Consider the following 17,771-nt stretch of genomic DNA (forward strand, 5'->3'; position numbering starts at 1 on the left):
AGGCATCATGACTCACGCGCTTTTCCTTGTTCCGGCTGGGCTTCCTTGACGATCTTGCGCAGCGTCAGCTCGCCTACCGGGACATCGTGTTGATCCACGACAGTGAGGCGGTCCGTATGATCACGCAACATCATTGAAAGCCCCTGGCGCAGGGAAAACGTCGCGGGAATCCGCGATTGAGCGGGCAAGGTGGGTCCCATCGGGGCCATGTGGTCCTTGACCCGGGTCAGAGCAGCTTGCTTCAGACCGCGCTCGAGTCCGCCGAGCAAGGATTCGACAAAAGAGTCCTGAGGATGTTGAAGCAACGCCAGTGGCGTGCCCTGCTGGACAATACGGCCTTCACGCATCACCACCAGGTGATCCGCCAACCTTAGCGCTTCATCCATGTCATGGGTAACAAACACCACCGTTTTGTGCATCTTCGCCTGAAGCCTGGCAAGTTCATCCTGGAGCTTTTCGCGAGTGATCGGGTCCAGGGCACCAAAGGGTTCATCCATCAGCAAGATATCAGGGTCAGCGGCCAGTGCCCGCGCCACGCCTACACGCTGTGCCTGCCCCCCCGACAGCTGATGAGGGTATTTGTGGGCGAATTCATCTTTCGGCAAACCCAGCAGGCCCATCAGTTCGTCAACTTTTGCCTGCACTTCGGCGGCGGACCATTTCAGCAGCCGTGGTACAAGGCCGATATTGCGGGCCACCGTCCAATGCGGGAATAGCCCCGTATGCTGAATCACATAGCCGATGCGACGCCGCAACTTGACCGGGTCATAGGCGGCAATCGGCTGGCCATCCAGTAGGATGTCACCCTCGCTGTGCTCGATCAGGCGGTTAATCATCCGTAATGTGGTTGATTTGCCGCAGCCCGAGGTACCCACCAGCGCACAAAACTTACCTTTTGCGATGTGCAACGAAATGTCATCCACTGCAACAGCATCGCCAAAACGTTTGGAAACGTGGGCGAGTTCGATCATTGGGCGCCTCCAGGCCGCACGGTATTTTTTGGCCGGAGGATATCCGACAAGGCCCCGAGGCCGGCGTCTGCTATAAGCGCCAGTATCAGAATGGGCAGCGCGCCCAGTAATACCATGTCCATCGCCGCCTGCCCCAACCCTTGAAAAATAAAAGCCCCCAGGCCACCCGCACCGATCAAGGCAGCAACCGCCGTGAGGCCGATGGCTTGAACCGACGTGATTCTTATACCCTCGAGCAGCACCGGCAAGGCCAGTGGCAAACGCACCTGCCAGAAGCGTTGGCTATTGCGCATGCCCATCCCGCGTGCCGCTTCAAGGGTCTCAGGACTGACTTGCTCGAGGGCAATATAGGTATTTCGCACCATCGGTAGCAGGCTGTAGGCAACCAGCGCCAGCAAAGCGGGTGCCCAGCCAATGCCACTCACCCCCAGTCGAGACAGCAGCGGCCACTGAGCCGCCAGCCAAGCTAAGGGGCCCAGCATCAAACCGAACAGGGCGATACTCGGAATGGTCTGCAGGAAATTGAGCACCCCAAAGGCGACTTTCTGAAAGTTTGCATAGCGGCGCATCAGCATGGCGAGGGACAGCCCCAGTCCGATGCTGATGGCAACGGAGACAATGACCAACGTTATATGTTGTCGCAGGGCGCGCCAAAATTCGTCGTTCCGGGCGCGAAACTCCTGCCCCAACGCCAGCGCTTCAAGCGCCCACATGGCGCACAACCACCAGACGAGTGCGACGCCCAGAAGCATCAGGACGGTCCAACGCCGTGGCAGCGCTAAACGCAAGCGCAGCTCGATCCAGCACAAGAGCAATAGAGACAGCATCAACCAATAGGCCATGCCCATATTCAGGCGAGCCTGAGGCATATCATTACTGACCAGCCGGTCGCTGGCCACCATCAAGCCAAACGGCATCAGAAGAAGCAATAGACAGACGCCTACCAGGGCAACCTGATAATTCTGTCGGCCAGGCTGGAGGGACAGCAGCATGAGGGTGATAGTGACGCCGCTGACCAGCAGTGCCCCCAACCAGCCCATGGCTTCAACCAGACCAGCCCCCTGGCCGCTGACAATCCGGTTGGGAGACACGCTGACCACATCGAAGAGCCAAAGAGCCGCCAGCATGACACTCAGGAGAACGACCAGAACACTATTGGGCCGCCATTGTCGCCAAGCCATTTGCGGACTTGGCAATGCATCCAGTAACGCCATTATCAGTCGTTATCCAGGCTATCGAGGTAATCGCCTGCGACATTACCGGGTGACATGCCGTTCACCGCCACGTCAGCATTGAGTTTCTGCAGCGTTTCAAGATCCAGCGTGCTGAATACGTCTTCAAGCAGCGGCGCGATATCAGGGTAAGCTTCCAACACGCTTTCACGTACTACCGGAGCTGGCTGGTAAATTGGCTGAACGCCCCTTGAGTCTTCAAGCACCATGAGGCCCAGCGCATTCAAACCACCGTCGGTACCGTATGTCATCGCGGCATTGACGCCACTGGTCTGCTCGGCCGCTGCCCGCATGGTGGCCGCTGTGTTGCCGCCGGAAAGCACCAGTAGTTGATCTTCGCTGAGTTCAAACCCATAGGCCTGCTGAAAAGCGGGAAGTGCCTGCTCGGATTCGACAAACTCGGCGCTTGCCGCAAACTTGAACTCGCCCCCTTCTTCCAGATAAGCCGCCAGGTCATCGAGCGTCTCCAGACCATTTGCCTCTGCGACATCCTTGCGCACGCTCATGGCCCAGGTATTGTTGGCACTGGCCGGTGTTAGCCACACCAGTCCCTGCTCGGCATCGCGCTCCCGGACGGTTTCATACGCCTGTTCCGGGTCGTTCCATACATCGCTGTCGCTCATATCAAAGAAGAAGGCGCCGTTGCCGGTGTATTCGGGATAAAGGTCAATTTCTCCCGCTTGCAAGGCGCTGCGTACAACACTGGTGCCCCCCAATTGCAGGCGATCCTCCGTGGGAATATCATGGCGCTCCAGCGTCTGTATGATCAGTTCACCCAGCACGGACCCTTCCGTGTCGATTTTTGACGAAACCACCACCGGGTCATTGGCATTGACCGATGATAGCGGTAGCAGAGTAAAACATCCGATGGCGATGGCCGATTTAGTCGCAAAACGCATTGTCATCATCCTTTTGCTGAGTTTTGTAGGAGTATATGCCCGTCGTGCGTTGAAGTCAGATTCACGTCGAATCCAAAGCGCTATCTAACGCGCACTCACCATCGTTTGGCCCTGCTCATGAAGCAGACTCAAGGACCCAGGTGGTGCCTTCTCGGGAATCTTTAAGAATGATCCCCAGATCCGCCAGCTCGTCGCGGATGGCATCGGCTTGCGCAAAATCCTTGTTGGCCTTGGCCGCCTGACGCTGGGCGATCTTTTCGTTGATGGCCGACTCGCTCAGCGGAAGATTTTGCTGCTGCGAACCTTTCAGAAACGCCTCTGGCGATTGCTGCAGAAGTCCCAGCACACCGCCCAGCTGTTTCAATTCAGCTGCAAGGACCCGCGCCTTCTCAGGCGCATCGGATTTGGCGCGATTGACATCCCGCGCCAGGTCAAACAAAACCGCCAACGCTTCGGGGGTATTGAAGTCATCATCCATCGCTTCAGTAAAGCGGTCGCGATAATGGGTGCCCGCTGGATCATCGCTCTCGGTGCTGACATCAAGATTCACGCCATCCAGCGCCGTATAAAAGCGTGTCAGTGATTTTCTGGCTTCGGAAAGCGAATCCAACGAGTAGTTAATCGCACTGCGATAGTGGCTAGCGACCAGCAGATAACGCACCACTTCCGGGTCGTGCTCAGCCAGCACTTCACGAATCGTGAAGAAGTTACCCAGCGACTTCGACATCTTTTCCTGGTCGACACGCACGGCCCCTGCGTGCATCCAGGTGTTTACGTAGGTTTTGCCGGTGGCCGCTTCAGACTGCGCGATTTCATTTTCGTGGTGAGGGAAGGTCAGGTCCGGCCCCCCCCCATGAATATCGAAAGTGTCACCCAGGCAGCAGGTCGACATTGCCGAGCACTCAATATGCCAGCCGGGGCGTCCGTCTCCCCATGGGGAGTGCCAGCTCGCCTCGCCGGGTTTGGCCGCCTTCCAGAGCACGAAATCCAGTGGATCTTCCTTATGGACGTCTACGTCAACGCGGGCGCCTGCGCGCATGTCGTCCAGCTGGCGATTATTCAGCTTGCCGTAATCCGCGAATCGGCGAACGCGGTAATACACATCGCCGTTTTCGGCCGGATAGGCAAAGCCTTTATCAATCAGCGTCTCGATCATGGCGATGATATCGTCGACATGCCCGGTCGCTCTGGGCTCATGGCTGGGCGGCAAAACATTGAGGCGCGCCTCGTCTTCATGCATCGCCGCAATCATGCGCTCGGTCAGCGCCGAGATACTTTCTTGGTTTTCATCGGCACGCTTGAGGATCTTGTCGTCAATATCGGTGATATTGCGCACATAATTGACGTCATAACCACGCTCCCGCAGGTAGCGCGTAATGACATCGAACGCCACCATGACGCGGGCATGGCCAAGGTGGCAGTAGTCATACACCGTCATGCCGCAGACGTACATGCTCACCTTGCCCGCCACCAGCGGAGTAAAAGGCTCTTTGCGACGTGTCAGCGTATTATAGATATGCATGTGCCGATTCCTTAACCTTTCTGCTTGATTTTCGCCCAGCTGTCCTTGAGCCCTACGGTACGATTGAACACCAGATGGTCTGGCGTCGATACATGCCGATCAGCACAGAAATACCCCACGCGCTCGAACTGGTAGCGTGCTTCAGGGCCCGCCTCCGCCAGGCTGGGCTCGCCAATGGCGTTGCAAACCGTCAGTGACTCAGGGTTCAGATGATCCAGAAAGTCGACATCCTTATCCCGATCAGGCTGTTCGACCATGAACAAATTATCATAGAGACGCACTTCCAACGGGATACCATGGTCGACGCTGACCCAGTGAATGACCCCTTTCACTTTGCGGCCCTCGGGATTTTTTCCCAGGGTGTAAAAATCAACCGAGCAGCGCAGTTCAGTCACCTCCCCGGCGTCATCCTTGATGACCTCATCGCAGCAGATGACATAGCTATTGCGCAAACGGACTTCCTTGCCCGGTGCCAGGCGGAAGAACTTTTTGGGTGCATCCTCCATGAAATCATCTTGGTCGATGTATATCTCGCGGGTTAACGGCACTTTGCGCATTGGCATGTCGTCACGCGCCGGATGACCGGCCACTTCATAAACTTCTTCGTGATCGTCAGGCACGTTGGTCAGCACCACTTTCAGCGGCTTCAAGACACACATTGCGCGGGGCGCATTATCTTCCAGGTCCGAACGAATCGCGTGAGTCAGCATGGCGATATCCACCAGCCCGCCATCGGCACGGGTGACGCCAATCATCTCGCAGAACTTGCGAATGGCGGCCGGCGTATAGCCGCGACGGCGCATGCCCGAAATGGTTGGCATGCGCGGATCATCCCAGCCGTCGACGATCTGCTCGTCCACCAGCATCTTTAGCTTACGCTTCGAGGTCAGCGTGTAGTTGAGATTTAACCGGGCAAACTCGATCTGACGGGGCTTGGTCGGCACCGGCAGATGATTCAGGAACCACTCGTAAAGCGGCCGATGGTCTTCGAACTCCAACGTGCAGATAGAATGCGTCACGCCCTCGATGGCATCAGACTGACCATGGGTAAAATCGTAAGACGGGTAGATTTTCCACTTATCGCCGGTCTGATGGTGGCTGGCATGACGGATGCGATACAGGATCGGGTCACGCAGGTTGATATTGGGCGATGCCATGTCAATTTTGGCACGCAGCACCTTTTCACCCTCAGCAAACTCTCCCAGGCGCATGCGCTCGAGAAGGTCAAGGTTCTCCTCCGCGCTACGCTCACGGTAAGGGCTCGGCTGACCCGGCTCGGTCAGCGTGCCGCGGTATTCGCGAATCTCGTCAGGCGTCAGGTCATCAACATAGGCTTTATCTTCACGAATCAGGTGTTGCGCCCAGGCATACAGCTGGTCGAAGTAGTCAGAAGCGAAACGCACCGGCCCTGCCCACTGGAAGCCCAGCCAACTGACGTCCTCTTTAATCGCGTCAATATAGGCCTGCTCTTCTTTGGCAGGGTTGGTGTCGTCAAAGCGTAAATGACACTCACCACCCATCTGCTCCGCCAACCCAAAATTCAGGCAGATCGACTTTGCATGGCCGATGTGCAGGAAGCCATTGGGCTCCGGGGGAAAGCGCGTCACAATCTTAGTGACCTGGCCGCCCTCGATTTCGTCGCGTACTTGGTTGCGAATGAAGTTCGGCGCTGGGGTGGTCTCGTTGGTCATGGTGGTGTTGATAACCTCGTGGTGGATGGCGTGCTTGGCTGCGTCTGCCTACTCTAACGGTATAGCGCTTCGCGGTGCCAAGCAAAACCGTTATTATAACGTGACGCCGATGCACAGCGCCAAGGCGAACGCCTTTATTGAACAGGAATTTATCTATGATCGTATTACAGACGAACCACGGTGACATCACGATTGCGCTTAATCATGAAAAAGCCCCCGTTACCGCCGCCAACTTCGAGCAATACGTTCGCGATGGGTTTTACGACGGCACCCTTTTTCACCGCGTCATTGATGGCTTTATGGTCCAGGGCGGTGGTTTTGATCAGGATTTCAATCAAAAACCCACCCGTGATCCAATCGAAAACGAAGCGGATAACGGGCTGAAAAACACCCAGGGCACCCTGGCCATGGCACGCACTCAGGACCCTCATTCCGCCACCGCACAGTTTTTCATCAATGTCGGCGACAACAGCTTTTTAAATCATAGCGGCAAGAATTTGCAGGGTTGGGGTTATGCCGTTTTCGGTGAGGTGGTCGACGGCATGGACGTGGTCAACGCGATTAAAAACGTCAGCACCACCCGTCGCGGTATGCATGCCGACGTACCCGCCGAGGACGTTATCATCGAACGCGCCTATCTCAAGGAAGCCGAATAATCTCCGGGAGCTGTATGCGTACCCTGCTAGTTGCTGATATGCACTTGAGTCATGACACCCCTGAGATTAATCAGGGGTTCCATGATTATTTAGCCCATACCGCCCAAGGAGCGGATGCCCTGTATATTCTGGGTGACCTGTTTGATGCCTGGATCGGCGACGACCTTCTCGATACGCCTCACCCGCTGGGCGCTATCGCTCGAGAGGTCACTCAGCAATTGCACCGCCTCAGCAGCGATGGAACGGCGATATATTTTATTCACGGCAACCGTGATTTCCTGCTGGGCCAACGCTTTATCGATGCCTGCCAGGCAACACTGCTTTCCGAGGTAGAGCAAATCGAGCTCCAGGGGATGCCTGCCATCATCTTGCACGGCGATAGTCTATGCACCCAAGATGAAGCGTATATGGCATTTCGCCAACAATCCCGAGACCCTGAATCGCAAGCCCAGATACTTGCCATGCCGCTGGAGCAACGCCTTGAACTGGCCAGCAGCCTGCGCATGCAGTCGGGAGATGCCAATGCCAAGAAGGCGGATGCCATCATGGATGTGACCCACGATGAGGTGGTAGCGCTGATGGAAAAGCATGGCGTCACGACCATGATTCATGGTCATACCCATCGCCCCAAAGTGCACGATTTAACCGTGGAAGATGTCCCTGCCAAACGCTTCGTACTTGGCGACTGGGATGCCAGGCACGGCTGGGATATCGTGGTCGAGAAATCAGACCATACGGCCCCACGATTGCGCCAGTTCCCCCTTACCAATCCACCGTCTCCCTGAAGACGAGCACTATAGAAGCACTATAAAAAAAGCCGATCCCTTGGATCGGCTTTTTCGATGGGACTGGCATCACGCCTAAGGCTTATCGCTCAATTTCGGCATCACTGCGCAGGTCTTCAACGAGCCCCTGAATGATGGCCTGTGCACGCAACTGCTGCGCCATCTGAGCGACAAAACGCTCGCGCTCTTCATCCGCATCTCCCGCCGTTACTTCGTCAAGCGCAAGCAGCGCAACGCCGGTGGGCAATACCGTCGTTTGATAGGTGCTTTCTCCATCATCGGGATGCGGCATCCGGAAAGCAGCTTGCACGATCAGTTGAGAAGCCGTGACTTCATCCTGGCGGCGGACATTGTTGGCTTCCAGCCATTGCTTATCAATCGACTCACCTTCTTTCAGACGTGCCACCATGTCTTTGGCTTGCGCCTGAAGCCGCTCCTGTTGCCGTTGGGCGCGTACCGCTGCCTCCACCTCATCGCGCACTTCATCTAACGGTAACTGGGTCTGTTCACGATGATCCGCAACGCGCACGACCAACCGACGGTCTTCGTCGAGCTCGATCACTTCGCTGTTATAGCCTTCCTCCAGGACGTCATTACTGAACGCCTGCTCCAGGACACCTGGCTCAAACAGGACGCCACTGCCCTGATCATTCCGGGCCAGCCAGTCGCTTTCTTGAAGGGGTAGCGACAGATCTTCAGCGACGCTTTGCAGGTCATCTGCTGCAAAGCTCTCGTCGATAAGCTGCTGGACCTTATCGTTAAACGCATCACTCACTTCGTTCATTGCAACATCTTCACGCAGTGAATCCCGCTGGTCCTCAAACGACGCTCGCTCAATGTCGGTGACTCGAATGATATGCAGGGCGCTGTCCATTTCGACGATCGATGACGTTTCCCCTTCATCCAGAGAAAATGCTGCCTCATCAAAGGCATCGCCGAAGAAGCCACGGCTGATTGTGCCCAGGTCGCCGCCTTCCTCCGCACTGGCCGTATCATCGGAATAGCGAAGCGCTGTATCGGCGAAAGACTCGCCGTTCTCAAGGGCTTGTAGCGCCTCTTCCGCCCGTTGCCGGGCTTCTTCGCGATCCCGCTCATCACCGAATGTAATCATGATGTGCGAAACGCGGCGGTCTGCATCTGCGTTACGCTCTAGCCAGGCTTCGCGTAGCGCTTCTTCATCCACGTCGGCGTTCCTTGCCATTTCGCGCCGGTCGATCAAGACATATTCGAGGCGCACCTGCTCGGGGCGCTCAAAACGGTCGGCATTGGCCTCATAGTAGCTTTGCAGCTCGTCTTCGCTGATCTCGATATCCCCTTCGAGATCATCTTCGTCCAACATCACATAGCGAAAACTGCGCTGCTGACGCTGGAGTTCTGCCAGGCGCTGGCGCTCGTTGTCCAGGGTGAAATCGCTAAACGCAAGGCCCTGCTGAAGCTGTTGACGCTTGACGTCCACTTCAAGCTCCTCGCGGAACGAAAGAGGCGTATAGCCAGCTCCTGACAAACGGTTGCGAAATATGTCGGGCGAGAATCGCCCATCTTCATCCTGAAATTCAGGAATACCCACAATGAGCTGGTCGACCTGGTCTTCGGATACGTACAAGCCGCCTTCTTCAGCGTATTGGGTAAGCAGTGTTTGGGTTACCAGCTCATCCCTTATGTCATTACGCAGTTGACGCTCTTGCTCAGGCGGCACCTGGCCTGAACGCATAGCACGCTGAACTTCCAATTCAATCTGTTGGCGCATGATGGGCTCGCCATTCACGCTGATTTCTTGATTGGGGTCGTCACCGAACAGACCAAATAAAGATTCCACACCGAAAAGCGCCATGGCGGCCACCATGACCCCGATAATGATCTTGGCTCCCCAGCTTCTGGATCCATTCCGAATACTTTGCAGCATGTTGCCCTCAGGTCGTCACAGCTAAACGGGTCGCCCCTAAAAAGTGAGCTAGAAAATAACATGGGCGCATCGCGGTTGCGATGCGCCCATAGATGACTACAAACGCTTACAACTTAGTTAACGGCGTCTTTCAATGCTTTACCAGCTTTAAAGCTAGGGACTTTTGCCGCACTAATCTGGATCGGCTGACCTGTTTGTGGGTTACGGCCGGTTCGCGCTGCACGCTCTTTAATCGCGAAGGTGCCAAAGCCCACCAGTGAAACACTATCACCATTTTTCAGGCTATCGGTGACAGACTCCACCATGGCATCCAATGCGCGGGTTGCCGCTGCTTTCGGAATATCTGCAGACGCGGCAATGGCTTCAATCAGCTCAGACTTATTCACACTTCACCCCTTGACTGTTTCAAAAAAATGGTTCTAAAGACATGGTCACCGACGGTATCGACGATCAAGGCATAGCAGCGTTTTATAGCAATGCCCTGAAACGCCTGTCAAGCGACCTTGCCTGGATGTGCCCGCCATAAAGGCCTCGGGCAATGCTACAAACAAAATGCTAGCAGTTGGCCGACGTTGCTAATGTGTATTGGCGACGGCAGTGTTACCCAACGCTTTATCCGCTTTAGGTAGCGGCGCACCTTCCAAAGGCTCCTCCGCCAACGCCACGGCAAGTACATCGTCAATCCAGCGTACGGGACGAATATCCAGTGCATCCTTGATATTGTCCGGTACCTCCTTGAGATCGCGACGATTTTCTTCCGGAATCAGGACTATCTTTATACCACCACGACGGGCTGCCAGCAATTTCTCCTTTAGCCCACCAATCGGCATGACTTCACCACGCAGGTTGACTTCACCGGTCATCGCCACATGGCTCTTCACCGGGCGCTGGGTATAGGCAGAGACAATCGCCGTTACCATGGCCACCCCGGCACTCGGCCCATCCTTGGGCGTGGCACCCTCTGGGACGTGAATATGCAGGTCCTCTTTCTCGAACCGCTCGGCGTCGATACCGTATGCCTGGGCTCTGGCACGCACAACGGTTTGTGCCGCACTGACGGACTCCTTCATGACATCGCCGAGCGAACCGGTTTTGTTGATTCGCCCCTTGCCAGGCGTCACCACCGATTCAATATTCAGCAATTCACCACCTACGGAGGTCCATGCCAACCCGGTCACGCGGCCCACCTGATCATCTTCTTCGGCAAGCCCATAGCTGTAGCGCCGAACGCCCGCATAATGCTCGATGTGCCTGGCCGCAAGCAGATCCGGTGGCAGTTCGCCATCTTTGACGGCCGAAGGCTCTATGCGCTCGCGCAACACTTTCCGGCAGACCTTGGCGATCTGGCGCTCCAACTCGCGGACACCCGCTTCACGGGTGTAGTAGCGAATAAGCTCAAGCAAGGCATCATCTTCGACCGCCAGCTCGTCTTTTTTCAGACCGTTGGCTTTCAACTGCTTGGGTAGCAGGTAACGCTTGGCAATCGCCAGCTTTTCATCTTCGGTATAGCCAGGCAGACGAATGATTTCCATACGATCCAGCAATGGGCCTGGAATATTCATCGAATTGGCCGTGCAGATGAACAGCGTTTCGGACAGATCATAATCCAATTCAAGGTAATGGTCGCTGAAGCTGTTGTTCTGCTCAGGATCCAGAACCTCTAACAGCGCAGAGGCTGGGTCCCCCCGGTGGTCCATGCCTAATTTGTCGACCTCGTCCAACAAAAACAGGGGGTTTTTAACACCAGCCCGACTCATGCGCTGCATCAGCTTACCCGGCAAGGAACCAATATAGGTGCGCCGATGGCCTCTGATCTCGGATTCATCACGTACACCGCCCAAGGCAAGGCGTACGTATTTGCGGTTAGTCGCCCGCGCAATCGATTGGCCTAGCGACGTTTTACCCACCCCGGGCGGACCGACCAGGCACAACACGGGACCTTTCATCTTGCGGACACGCTTTTGTACCGCGAGATATTCCAGGATGCGTGACTTTACCTCTTCCAGACCGTAGTGGTCTTCATCGAGCACCTGCTGGGCTTTCTGCAGGTCGTGCTTGACGCGAGTGCGTTTTTTCCACGGCACTGCGATCAGCCAATCCAGGTAGGACCGCACTACGCTGGCTTCAGCGGAGTTGGCCGCCATCATCTTGAGCTTGTTCAGTTCTTGGGTGGCTTTATCCGACGCCTCTTTAGGCATGCCAGACGAAGCAATCGCCTGCTCATATTTTTCCACTTCGTTGGGTACATCATCGAGCTCGCCCATCTCTTTTTGGATGGCTTTCATCTGCTCGTTCAGATAATACTCACGCTGCGTCTTTTCCATCTGCTCTTTGACACGCGTGCGAATCCGCTTTTCCACCTGCAAGAGGTCAATTTCAGACTCGATGAGCGCCATCAAATGCTCAATGCGATCGCGCACACGATCCATTTCCAGGAGCTCTTGCTTATCGCCGATTTTCAGCGATAAATGCGCGCAGATGGTATCCACCAGACGACTCGGGTCCTCAATGCCGGACAACGAGTTAAGTACTTCATTGGGCACTTTTTTGGATAGCTTGACGTACTGCTCGAACTGATTGAGCAGTACGCGAACCAAAGCTTCTTGCTCGCGGGTCGTCAGCGGCTGGCTTTCACGGGGCATCAGGTAGGCCTGAGTATAACCATCAGCATGTTCTTCGATGCGACTCACATCCGCACGGTAGTTGCCTTCGATCAGCACCTTCACCGTTCCATCAGGCAGCTTCAGCAGCTGCATGATGTCGGCCACCGTCCCCATGGCATAAAGGTCGGCGTTGTCAGGCTCATCTTGAGATGCCTCGCGTTGAGCCACGAGTAGAACGCGCTTGTCAGCCTCCATTGCCGCCTCGAGGGCTTGGATCGACTTTTCACGTCCCACGAAAAGGGGAATCACCATTTGCGGATAAACCACCACATCGCGCAATGGTAACAGGGGTAGACATTGTGTCTGTTCGGCGCTCTGCTGCATCGCAGACGTTCCTCGATAAATCAGATGAGTTCTGGGAAGAGAACTGACTACGTTTAAAGCACGGCCTAGGCACCATGTAGCACTGCGCTACTAATGATAAGGGGTCGCCTAGGCGACCCCTTGACTGGCGCTAACCGCGAAAGCGATAGAAAGCTATGGGTCGTCGGTGATGGACTTAACCATCGGTGCCGTCGACTTTTGCCTCTTCGTGCTGGGAGTAAATCAACAACGGTTCACTTTCACCGGCAATTACCGAAGCTTCGATCACCACTTTGCTGACACCTTCCAAAGAAGGGATTTCGTACATGGTATCAAGCAATACGGATTCAAGGATCGACCTTAAGCCACGCGCACCGGTTTTACGTTCCATCGCTTTTTCAGCAACGGCACGAAGCGCATCATCACGAAACTCGAGCGTCACGTTTTCCATTTCAAACAGCTTGGCATACTGCTTGATCAAGGAGTTCTTGGGCTCGGTGAGTATTTCAATCAACGCTTCTTCAGTAAGCTCGGTTAACGTGGCGATTACCGGCAAACGACCGACGAACTCTGGAATAAGGCCAAACTTGACCAGGTCATCCGGTTCCACATCGGCCAGCATTTCACCGACGCCGCGAGACGACTCCTTGCTCTTCACCGTCGCATTGAAACCGATACCTCCCTTTTCAACGCGGTCGCGGATGACCTTATCCAGCCCGGCAAATGCGCCACCGACAATAAACAGCATGTTGGCGGTATTGACCTGCACAAATTCCTGCTGGGGATGCTTGCGCCCTCCCTGCGGCGGAACAGATGCTGTCGTGCCCTCAATCAACTTGAGCAACGCTTGCTGTACGCCTTCACCGGAAACGTCACGCGTAATTGACGGATTGTCGGACTTGCGCGAAATCTTGTCTATTTCGTCAATGTAGACGATGCCCCGCTCCGCTTTCTCGACGTCATAGTCACACTTCTGCAGCAGCTTCTGGATGATGTTTTCAACATCTTCACCCACATAGCCCGCTTCCGTCAGCGTGGTGGCATCGGCAATCGTAAACGGTACGTTCAGCAGTCTTGCCATGGTCTCGGCCAGTAGCGTCTTACCGCTACCCGTCGGACCAATCAACAGGATGTTGGATTTTCCGAGTTCGACGTCGCTTTCACGCACTTCGGATTTCAGCCGCTTGTAATGGTTGTACACAGCGACCGATAGGACCATTTTTGCACGGTCCTGTCCGATAACGTAGTCGTCAAGCGTATAACGTATCTCGCGAGGCGTAGGTAAACGCTCTTCATCGCTCTCGGCATCGGCTTCGAGAACTTCTTCGCGAATGATGTCGTTACACAAGTCGACACACTCATCGCAGATATAGACGGATGGACCGGCAATCAGCTTCCTTACCTCGTTTTGGTTCTTGCCACAAAACGAGCAATAAAGCAGCTTGCCACCTTCGTCTTTGCCTTTGCCGTCGGCCATTCGCGTACCTCTTTCACTGCGGCGGTAAAAACCGCCTTGTAAGCTCGTTGGAAATGCAGTATCCCGTCACGCTATCAGGATGTAGGCCGCTTATCCAGCACTGCATCAATCAAGCCATACTCTTGGGCCTGGCTGGAACTCATGAAGTTGTCACGATCAGTGTCACGCGCAACATCCTCGATATCCTGGCCTGAGTGATGCGCCAGAATGTGGTTCAGCTTCTCACGGATACCCAAAATCTCACGGGTATGGATTTCGATATCCGATGCCTGACCCTGATAACCACCCAGCGGCTGATGGATCATCACGCGGGAATTCGGCAGGCAATAACGCTTGCCTGCTGCACCGGCGGTCAACAACAAGGCGCCCATGCTGGCTGCCTGGCCGATACATACCGTCGACACATCAGGCTTGATGAACTGCATGGTGTCATAGATCGACATCCCCGCCGTGACCGACCCGCCAGGCGAGTTGATATACAGATGGATGTCTTTATCAGGGTTCTCTGACTCAAGAAACAGCAGCTGAGCGACGACCAGATTGGCTGTGTAATCTTCGACGGGCCCTACCAAAAAGATAACGCGCTCTTTAAGCAGACGCGAGTAAATATCGTAGGATCTTTCCCCTTTGGCGCTTTGCTCCACCACCATGGGCACTAAACCGCCGGCGTTTTGAATATCAAATTCACTCATTTAGGTGATTCCTTGCGTCCGATAAGGGAATGGCGCACCCAGACGGTGCGCCAGCGTCAGGGAGCTTACGCGCTGGTGGTTTCACCTTCTTCAGCGCCCTCACCTGCCTCAGCCTGTTGCTGAGCCGCTGCCAGCACTTGCTGGTAGGACATTTCAACATCAGCGACGGTTGCTTGCTCAAGCAGCTTATCAACCGCTTTTTCTTCGAGAACGGCAGATTTGACCTGGGTTTTCATCTGTTCGTTGCCCATATAATAGTCAACGACCTCAGAAGGGTCCTGATACTGCTCTGCCAGCTCCTCAACCTTCGCCTTGATCTCATCGTCTGATGCGTCAAGCTCGTTTGCCTTGATGACCTCGGCGAGTAACAAGCCGACCTGAACACGGCCCTTCGCTTGCTCTTCGAAGAGTTCATTGGGCAGTTGACTGACGTCGAAATCCTCACCGAGGCCGAACTGCTGAGCAGCCTGACGCTTCATGCCGTCTGTCTCTTGCTGAACCAGCGCACTCGGAACCGGGATGTCGTTGGCTTTTTTCAGCGCATCCAGCACCTGCTGCTTGACGCGGTTATCGACCGCCTGTGCTGCTTCACGGGTCATGTTCTTCTTGATTTCAGTGCGGAACTTGGCTTCGTCACCGCCTTCAACACCGAAACGCTCGATGAACTCGGCGTCAACGTCCGGCAGCGCCTGACGACTGACCTTGTGCACCTTGACCTTGAAGGTGGCTTCCTTACCCGCGAGGTGCTCGGCCTGGTAGTCCTCGGGGAACGTCACGGTGATAGTTTTCTCGTCACCGGCTTTCGCCCCGATGAGCTGCTCTTCAAAACCGGGGATGAAGCTATTGGAACCAATTACCAGCTCATGGCCTTCAGCACTACCACCTTCGAAGGGCTCGTCGCCGAGATAGCCCTGGAAGTCGATGGTCACTTGATCGCCGTCTTCAGCAGCAGAGTCGACCTCTTCATAGGTCGCATTCTGCTTGCGCAGTGTGTCGATCATTTCGTCAACATCAGCATCGGTGACCTCTACCACCGGACGCTCCACTTCGGTTCCCTCAATCGAAGCAAGCTCGATTTCCGGATAGACTTCCATGGTGGCGACGAATTCAAAGTCCTTACCCGCTTCGTTGACGATTGGTTCAATTTGCGGGTAGCCCGCCGGATTAAACCCTTCATCGGTAATTGCGCGCACGTAGCGTTCACGCATTACTTCGCCAATCACTTCGTCACGCACGCTCTGGCCGTAACGCTGACGAACCACGGTCATCGGCACTCGCCCTTGGCGAAAACCATTCAAGCGAACGTTCTTCGCCGTTTCTTTTAAGCGAGTATTGACAGCCTCATCGATTTCGCCGGCAGGCACTTGAATCGTGATGCGGCGTTCAATCTGGGAGGGCGTCTCGACGGAAACTTGCATGAATTGTCCTCTAACGGCTGGGCGTTGTGTTGATTACTGTAAATAAGTCCAAGGGGCGATTTTAAGAACCCTGGCGCATCGTGGCAAGCGCCATGCTCGCAAGATGGGGGCTGCATCCTGAAAAACAAGGGGAGGATGCTCCCTTCAGAGCCCTTTTGGCATCGATTTAGTGCCAAGACGGACGATTTTCATGATCTGTCGCCTTATTCGGCCGACCACCACAGACTGACAACGTGGGCGACAAGACCAAAGGTGCTTGCATGGGAAATGAATACCTGCCAGCTCATCCAGTCGGTGAATAGCGCATGCCACGCCCCCATCACCAACACCCCGAGTATCATCATGATGGAAAGACGCTTGAGCCTGCCCGGAAGCTGCTGCCGCCCCTCTCGAGGCAGGAGACGCCATTGCAAGACGGTAGCCACCAACACAGCCACCAGCGCCAGCAGTATCAGCGTCAAACGGGTTTCGTGGCCACCCGCCATGTAGCGAGGCAAGGCGGCGAGCATCACCACACACAGCCCTAGCGCACTGCTCACTTTATTGGCTGACGCCGCCTTGCCCGGCTGCATCAGCTGTTCACCGGCAGTTGCTCAGACGCCAGCCATTCTTCAACCCAGGGCAATGCGGCGTCATCGGCCATGAAGGTTTCCATGGCGTCGATTTCCAGTCGCTCACCCAGGCGTCTTGCCCCGAGGTCCGACAGCAGCTCATCCAGACGACGACCGGCACCGCAAAAGGTGTCACCGTAGGAGCTATCGCCGAGCGCTATCAGGCCATAGGACAACGAGGAAAGCGACGGACTCTGAGTCTGAAGGTCGCGGACGAAAGGTACAAAGTTGCCTGGAAAGTCACCGCTGCCGGTGGTTGATACGCAGAACAGAACGAGATCCGGCGTCGAATCGGTAATGTCCGCCAGTACTGGCTGCTCCAGAATATCAACCTCGTAGCCCGCTTCCTCGAATAGCGGCTTGACCTGCTCAGCCACATCCAATGCACCGCCGTACATGGTACCTACTGCTATACTTAGCCGAGGCATTACGACTCCTCAAACAAGGGGGTGTACCGCCGACCAGAAGCCGACCAATACCCGATGAATTTACTCAAATATTAACATGCCTCAGTGACGCGGCGCACCCTCTAAGAGGGTCTCTAGCCTCGTGGATAATATAAAGCCCCCGTTGACAAAGGCGCATCAACGAGGGCTCATCAGTGGCTTACAGGGAAAAACAGAGCATTTGCGTTACGTTATGATGCCGACCCCCGATAATGCTCGACTTGCTGCTTGAGCTTTTGCCCGGGGCGGAAAGTCACAACCCGGCGCGCTGAAATGGGGATTTCTTCACCGGTCTTGGGGTTGCGACCTGGCCGCTCACGCTTGTCGCGAAGATCAAAATTACCAAAACCTGACAGCTTCACCTGCTCGTTTTCTCTCAAACAGGCTCGAATTTCCTCGAAGAAAGCCTCAACCATGGCTTTTGCTTCCCGCTTGGAAAACGATAGCTCGGTATGTAAATGCTCCGCCAGCTCTGCTTTGGTTAACGCACCCATGGTCATCC

General features: G+C 55.3%; 16 protein-coding genes. 2 read left to right on the top strand and 14 right to left on the bottom strand.

All coding sequences use genetic code 11. The features are described 5' to 3' along the window. Positions 1 to 5 precede the first annotated feature (5 nt). The 5 genes from NH395_RS03230 to NH395_RS03250 all read right to left on the bottom strand — a co-directional run bounded on the left by NH395_RS03230 (position 6) and on the right by NH395_RS03250 (position 6,315). Complete coding sequence (locus tag NH395_RS03230) at positions 6 to 971, bottom strand: ABC transporter ATP-binding protein (RefSeq protein ID WP_253022365.1); 966 nt, start codon at positions 969 to 971, stop codon at positions 6 to 8. Continuing rightward, entirely contained in the window at positions 968 to 2,185 is a 1,218-nt protein-coding gene (locus NH395_RS03235; protein ID WP_253022367.1) for an ABC transporter permease, read from the bottom strand. The genes NH395_RS03230 and NH395_RS03235 overlap by 4 nt, the downstream gene beginning before the upstream one ends. A gap of 2 nt (positions 2,186 to 2,187) precedes the next feature. Further along, positions 2,188 to 3,102, bottom strand: coding sequence for an ABC transporter substrate-binding protein (locus NH395_RS03240; RefSeq protein WP_253022369.1), 915 nt, complete (start codon positions 3,100 to 3,102; stop codon positions 2,188 to 2,190). Between the two features lie 115 nt (positions 3,103 to 3,217). Continuing rightward, complete coding sequence (cysS, locus tag NH395_RS03245) at positions 3,218 to 4,624, bottom strand: cysteine--tRNA ligase (RefSeq protein ID WP_253022371.1); 1,407 nt, start codon at positions 4,622 to 4,624, stop codon at positions 3,218 to 3,220. 11 nt (positions 4,625 to 4,635) lie between these two features. Next, positions 4,636 to 6,315 (bottom strand): glutamine--tRNA ligase/YqeY domain fusion protein, encoded by a 1,680-nt coding sequence (locus NH395_RS03250; protein ID WP_253022373.1) that lies wholly within the window; start codon positions 6,313 to 6,315, stop codon positions 4,636 to 4,638. Between the two features lie 155 nt (positions 6,316 to 6,470). Between NH395_RS03250 and NH395_RS03255 the strand changes: the two genes are divergently transcribed. Then, positions 6,471 to 6,971 (top strand): peptidylprolyl isomerase, encoded by a 501-nt coding sequence (locus NH395_RS03255; protein WP_066317558.1) that lies wholly within the window; start codon positions 6,471 to 6,473, stop codon positions 6,969 to 6,971. Positions 6,972 to 6,985: 14 nt separating this feature from the next. Beyond that, positions 6,986 to 7,756: a UDP-2,3-diacylglucosamine diphosphatase gene (locus NH395_RS03260; protein WP_253022374.1), complete on the top strand. Its 771-nt coding sequence runs from the start codon at positions 6,986 to 6,988 to the stop codon at positions 7,754 to 7,756. Between the two features lie 82 nt (positions 7,757 to 7,838). On the opposite strand, the gene NH395_RS03265 is transcribed toward NH395_RS03260, so the two are convergent. The 9 genes from NH395_RS03265 to NH395_RS03305 all read right to left on the bottom strand — a co-directional run bounded on the left by NH395_RS03265 (position 7,839) and on the right by NH395_RS03305 (position 17,763). Further along, positions 7,839 to 9,659, bottom strand: a complete 1,821-nt coding sequence (locus tag NH395_RS03265) for a SurA N-terminal domain-containing protein (RefSeq protein WP_253022375.1) — start codon at positions 9,657 to 9,659, stop codon at positions 7,839 to 7,841. Positions 9,660 to 9,772: 113 nt separating this feature from the next. Continuing rightward, the gene (gene hupB, locus NH395_RS03270) at positions 9,773 to 10,045 is read right to left on the bottom strand and encodes a nucleoid-associated protein HU-beta (RefSeq protein WP_066317565.1); all 273 of its coding nucleotides are present in this window, start codon (positions 10,043 to 10,045) and stop codon (positions 9,773 to 9,775) included. A gap of 189 nt (positions 10,046 to 10,234) precedes the next feature. Beyond that, entirely contained in the window at positions 10,235 to 12,646 is a 2,412-nt protein-coding gene (lon, locus tag NH395_RS03275) for an endopeptidase La (RefSeq protein WP_253022376.1), read from the bottom strand. A gap of 175 nt (positions 12,647 to 12,821) precedes the next feature. Beyond that, positions 12,822 to 14,102, bottom strand: coding sequence for an ATP-dependent Clp protease ATP-binding subunit ClpX (gene clpX / locus NH395_RS03280; protein WP_253022377.1), 1,281 nt, complete (start codon positions 14,100 to 14,102; stop codon positions 12,822 to 12,824). Positions 14,103 to 14,176: 74 nt separating this feature from the next. Next, positions 14,177 to 14,794 carry an ATP-dependent Clp endopeptidase proteolytic subunit ClpP gene (gene clpP / locus NH395_RS03285; protein WP_066317570.1) on the bottom strand — a complete coding sequence of 206 codons (618 nt, stop codon included), beginning with the start codon at positions 14,792 to 14,794 and terminating at the stop codon, positions 14,177 to 14,179. 65 nt (positions 14,795 to 14,859) lie between these two features. Next, positions 14,860 to 16,212: a trigger factor gene (gene tig / locus NH395_RS03290; protein WP_253022378.1), complete on the bottom strand. Its 1,353-nt coding sequence runs from the start codon at positions 16,210 to 16,212 to the stop codon at positions 14,860 to 14,862. Positions 16,213 to 16,415: 203 nt separating this feature from the next. After that, positions 16,416 to 16,784, bottom strand: coding sequence for a hypothetical protein (locus NH395_RS03295; protein WP_253022379.1), 369 nt, complete (start codon positions 16,782 to 16,784; stop codon positions 16,416 to 16,418). Beyond that, positions 16,784 to 17,251: a flavodoxin domain-containing protein gene (locus NH395_RS03300; protein WP_253022380.1), complete on the bottom strand. Its 468-nt coding sequence runs from the start codon at positions 17,249 to 17,251 to the stop codon at positions 16,784 to 16,786. The genes NH395_RS03295 and NH395_RS03300 overlap by 1 nt, the downstream gene beginning before the upstream one ends. Positions 17,252 to 17,460: 209 nt before the next feature. Continuing rightward, positions 17,461 to 17,763, bottom strand: a complete 303-nt coding sequence (locus NH395_RS03305) for an integration host factor subunit alpha (protein WP_066317580.1) — start codon at positions 17,761 to 17,763, stop codon at positions 17,461 to 17,463. Between the last annotated feature and the right edge of the window lie 8 nt (positions 17,764 to 17,771).

Source organism: Halomonas sp. Mc5H-6 (assembly GCF_024124705.1).
GTDB lineage: Bacteria > Pseudomonadota > Gammaproteobacteria > Pseudomonadales > Halomonadaceae > Vreelandella > Vreelandella subterranea.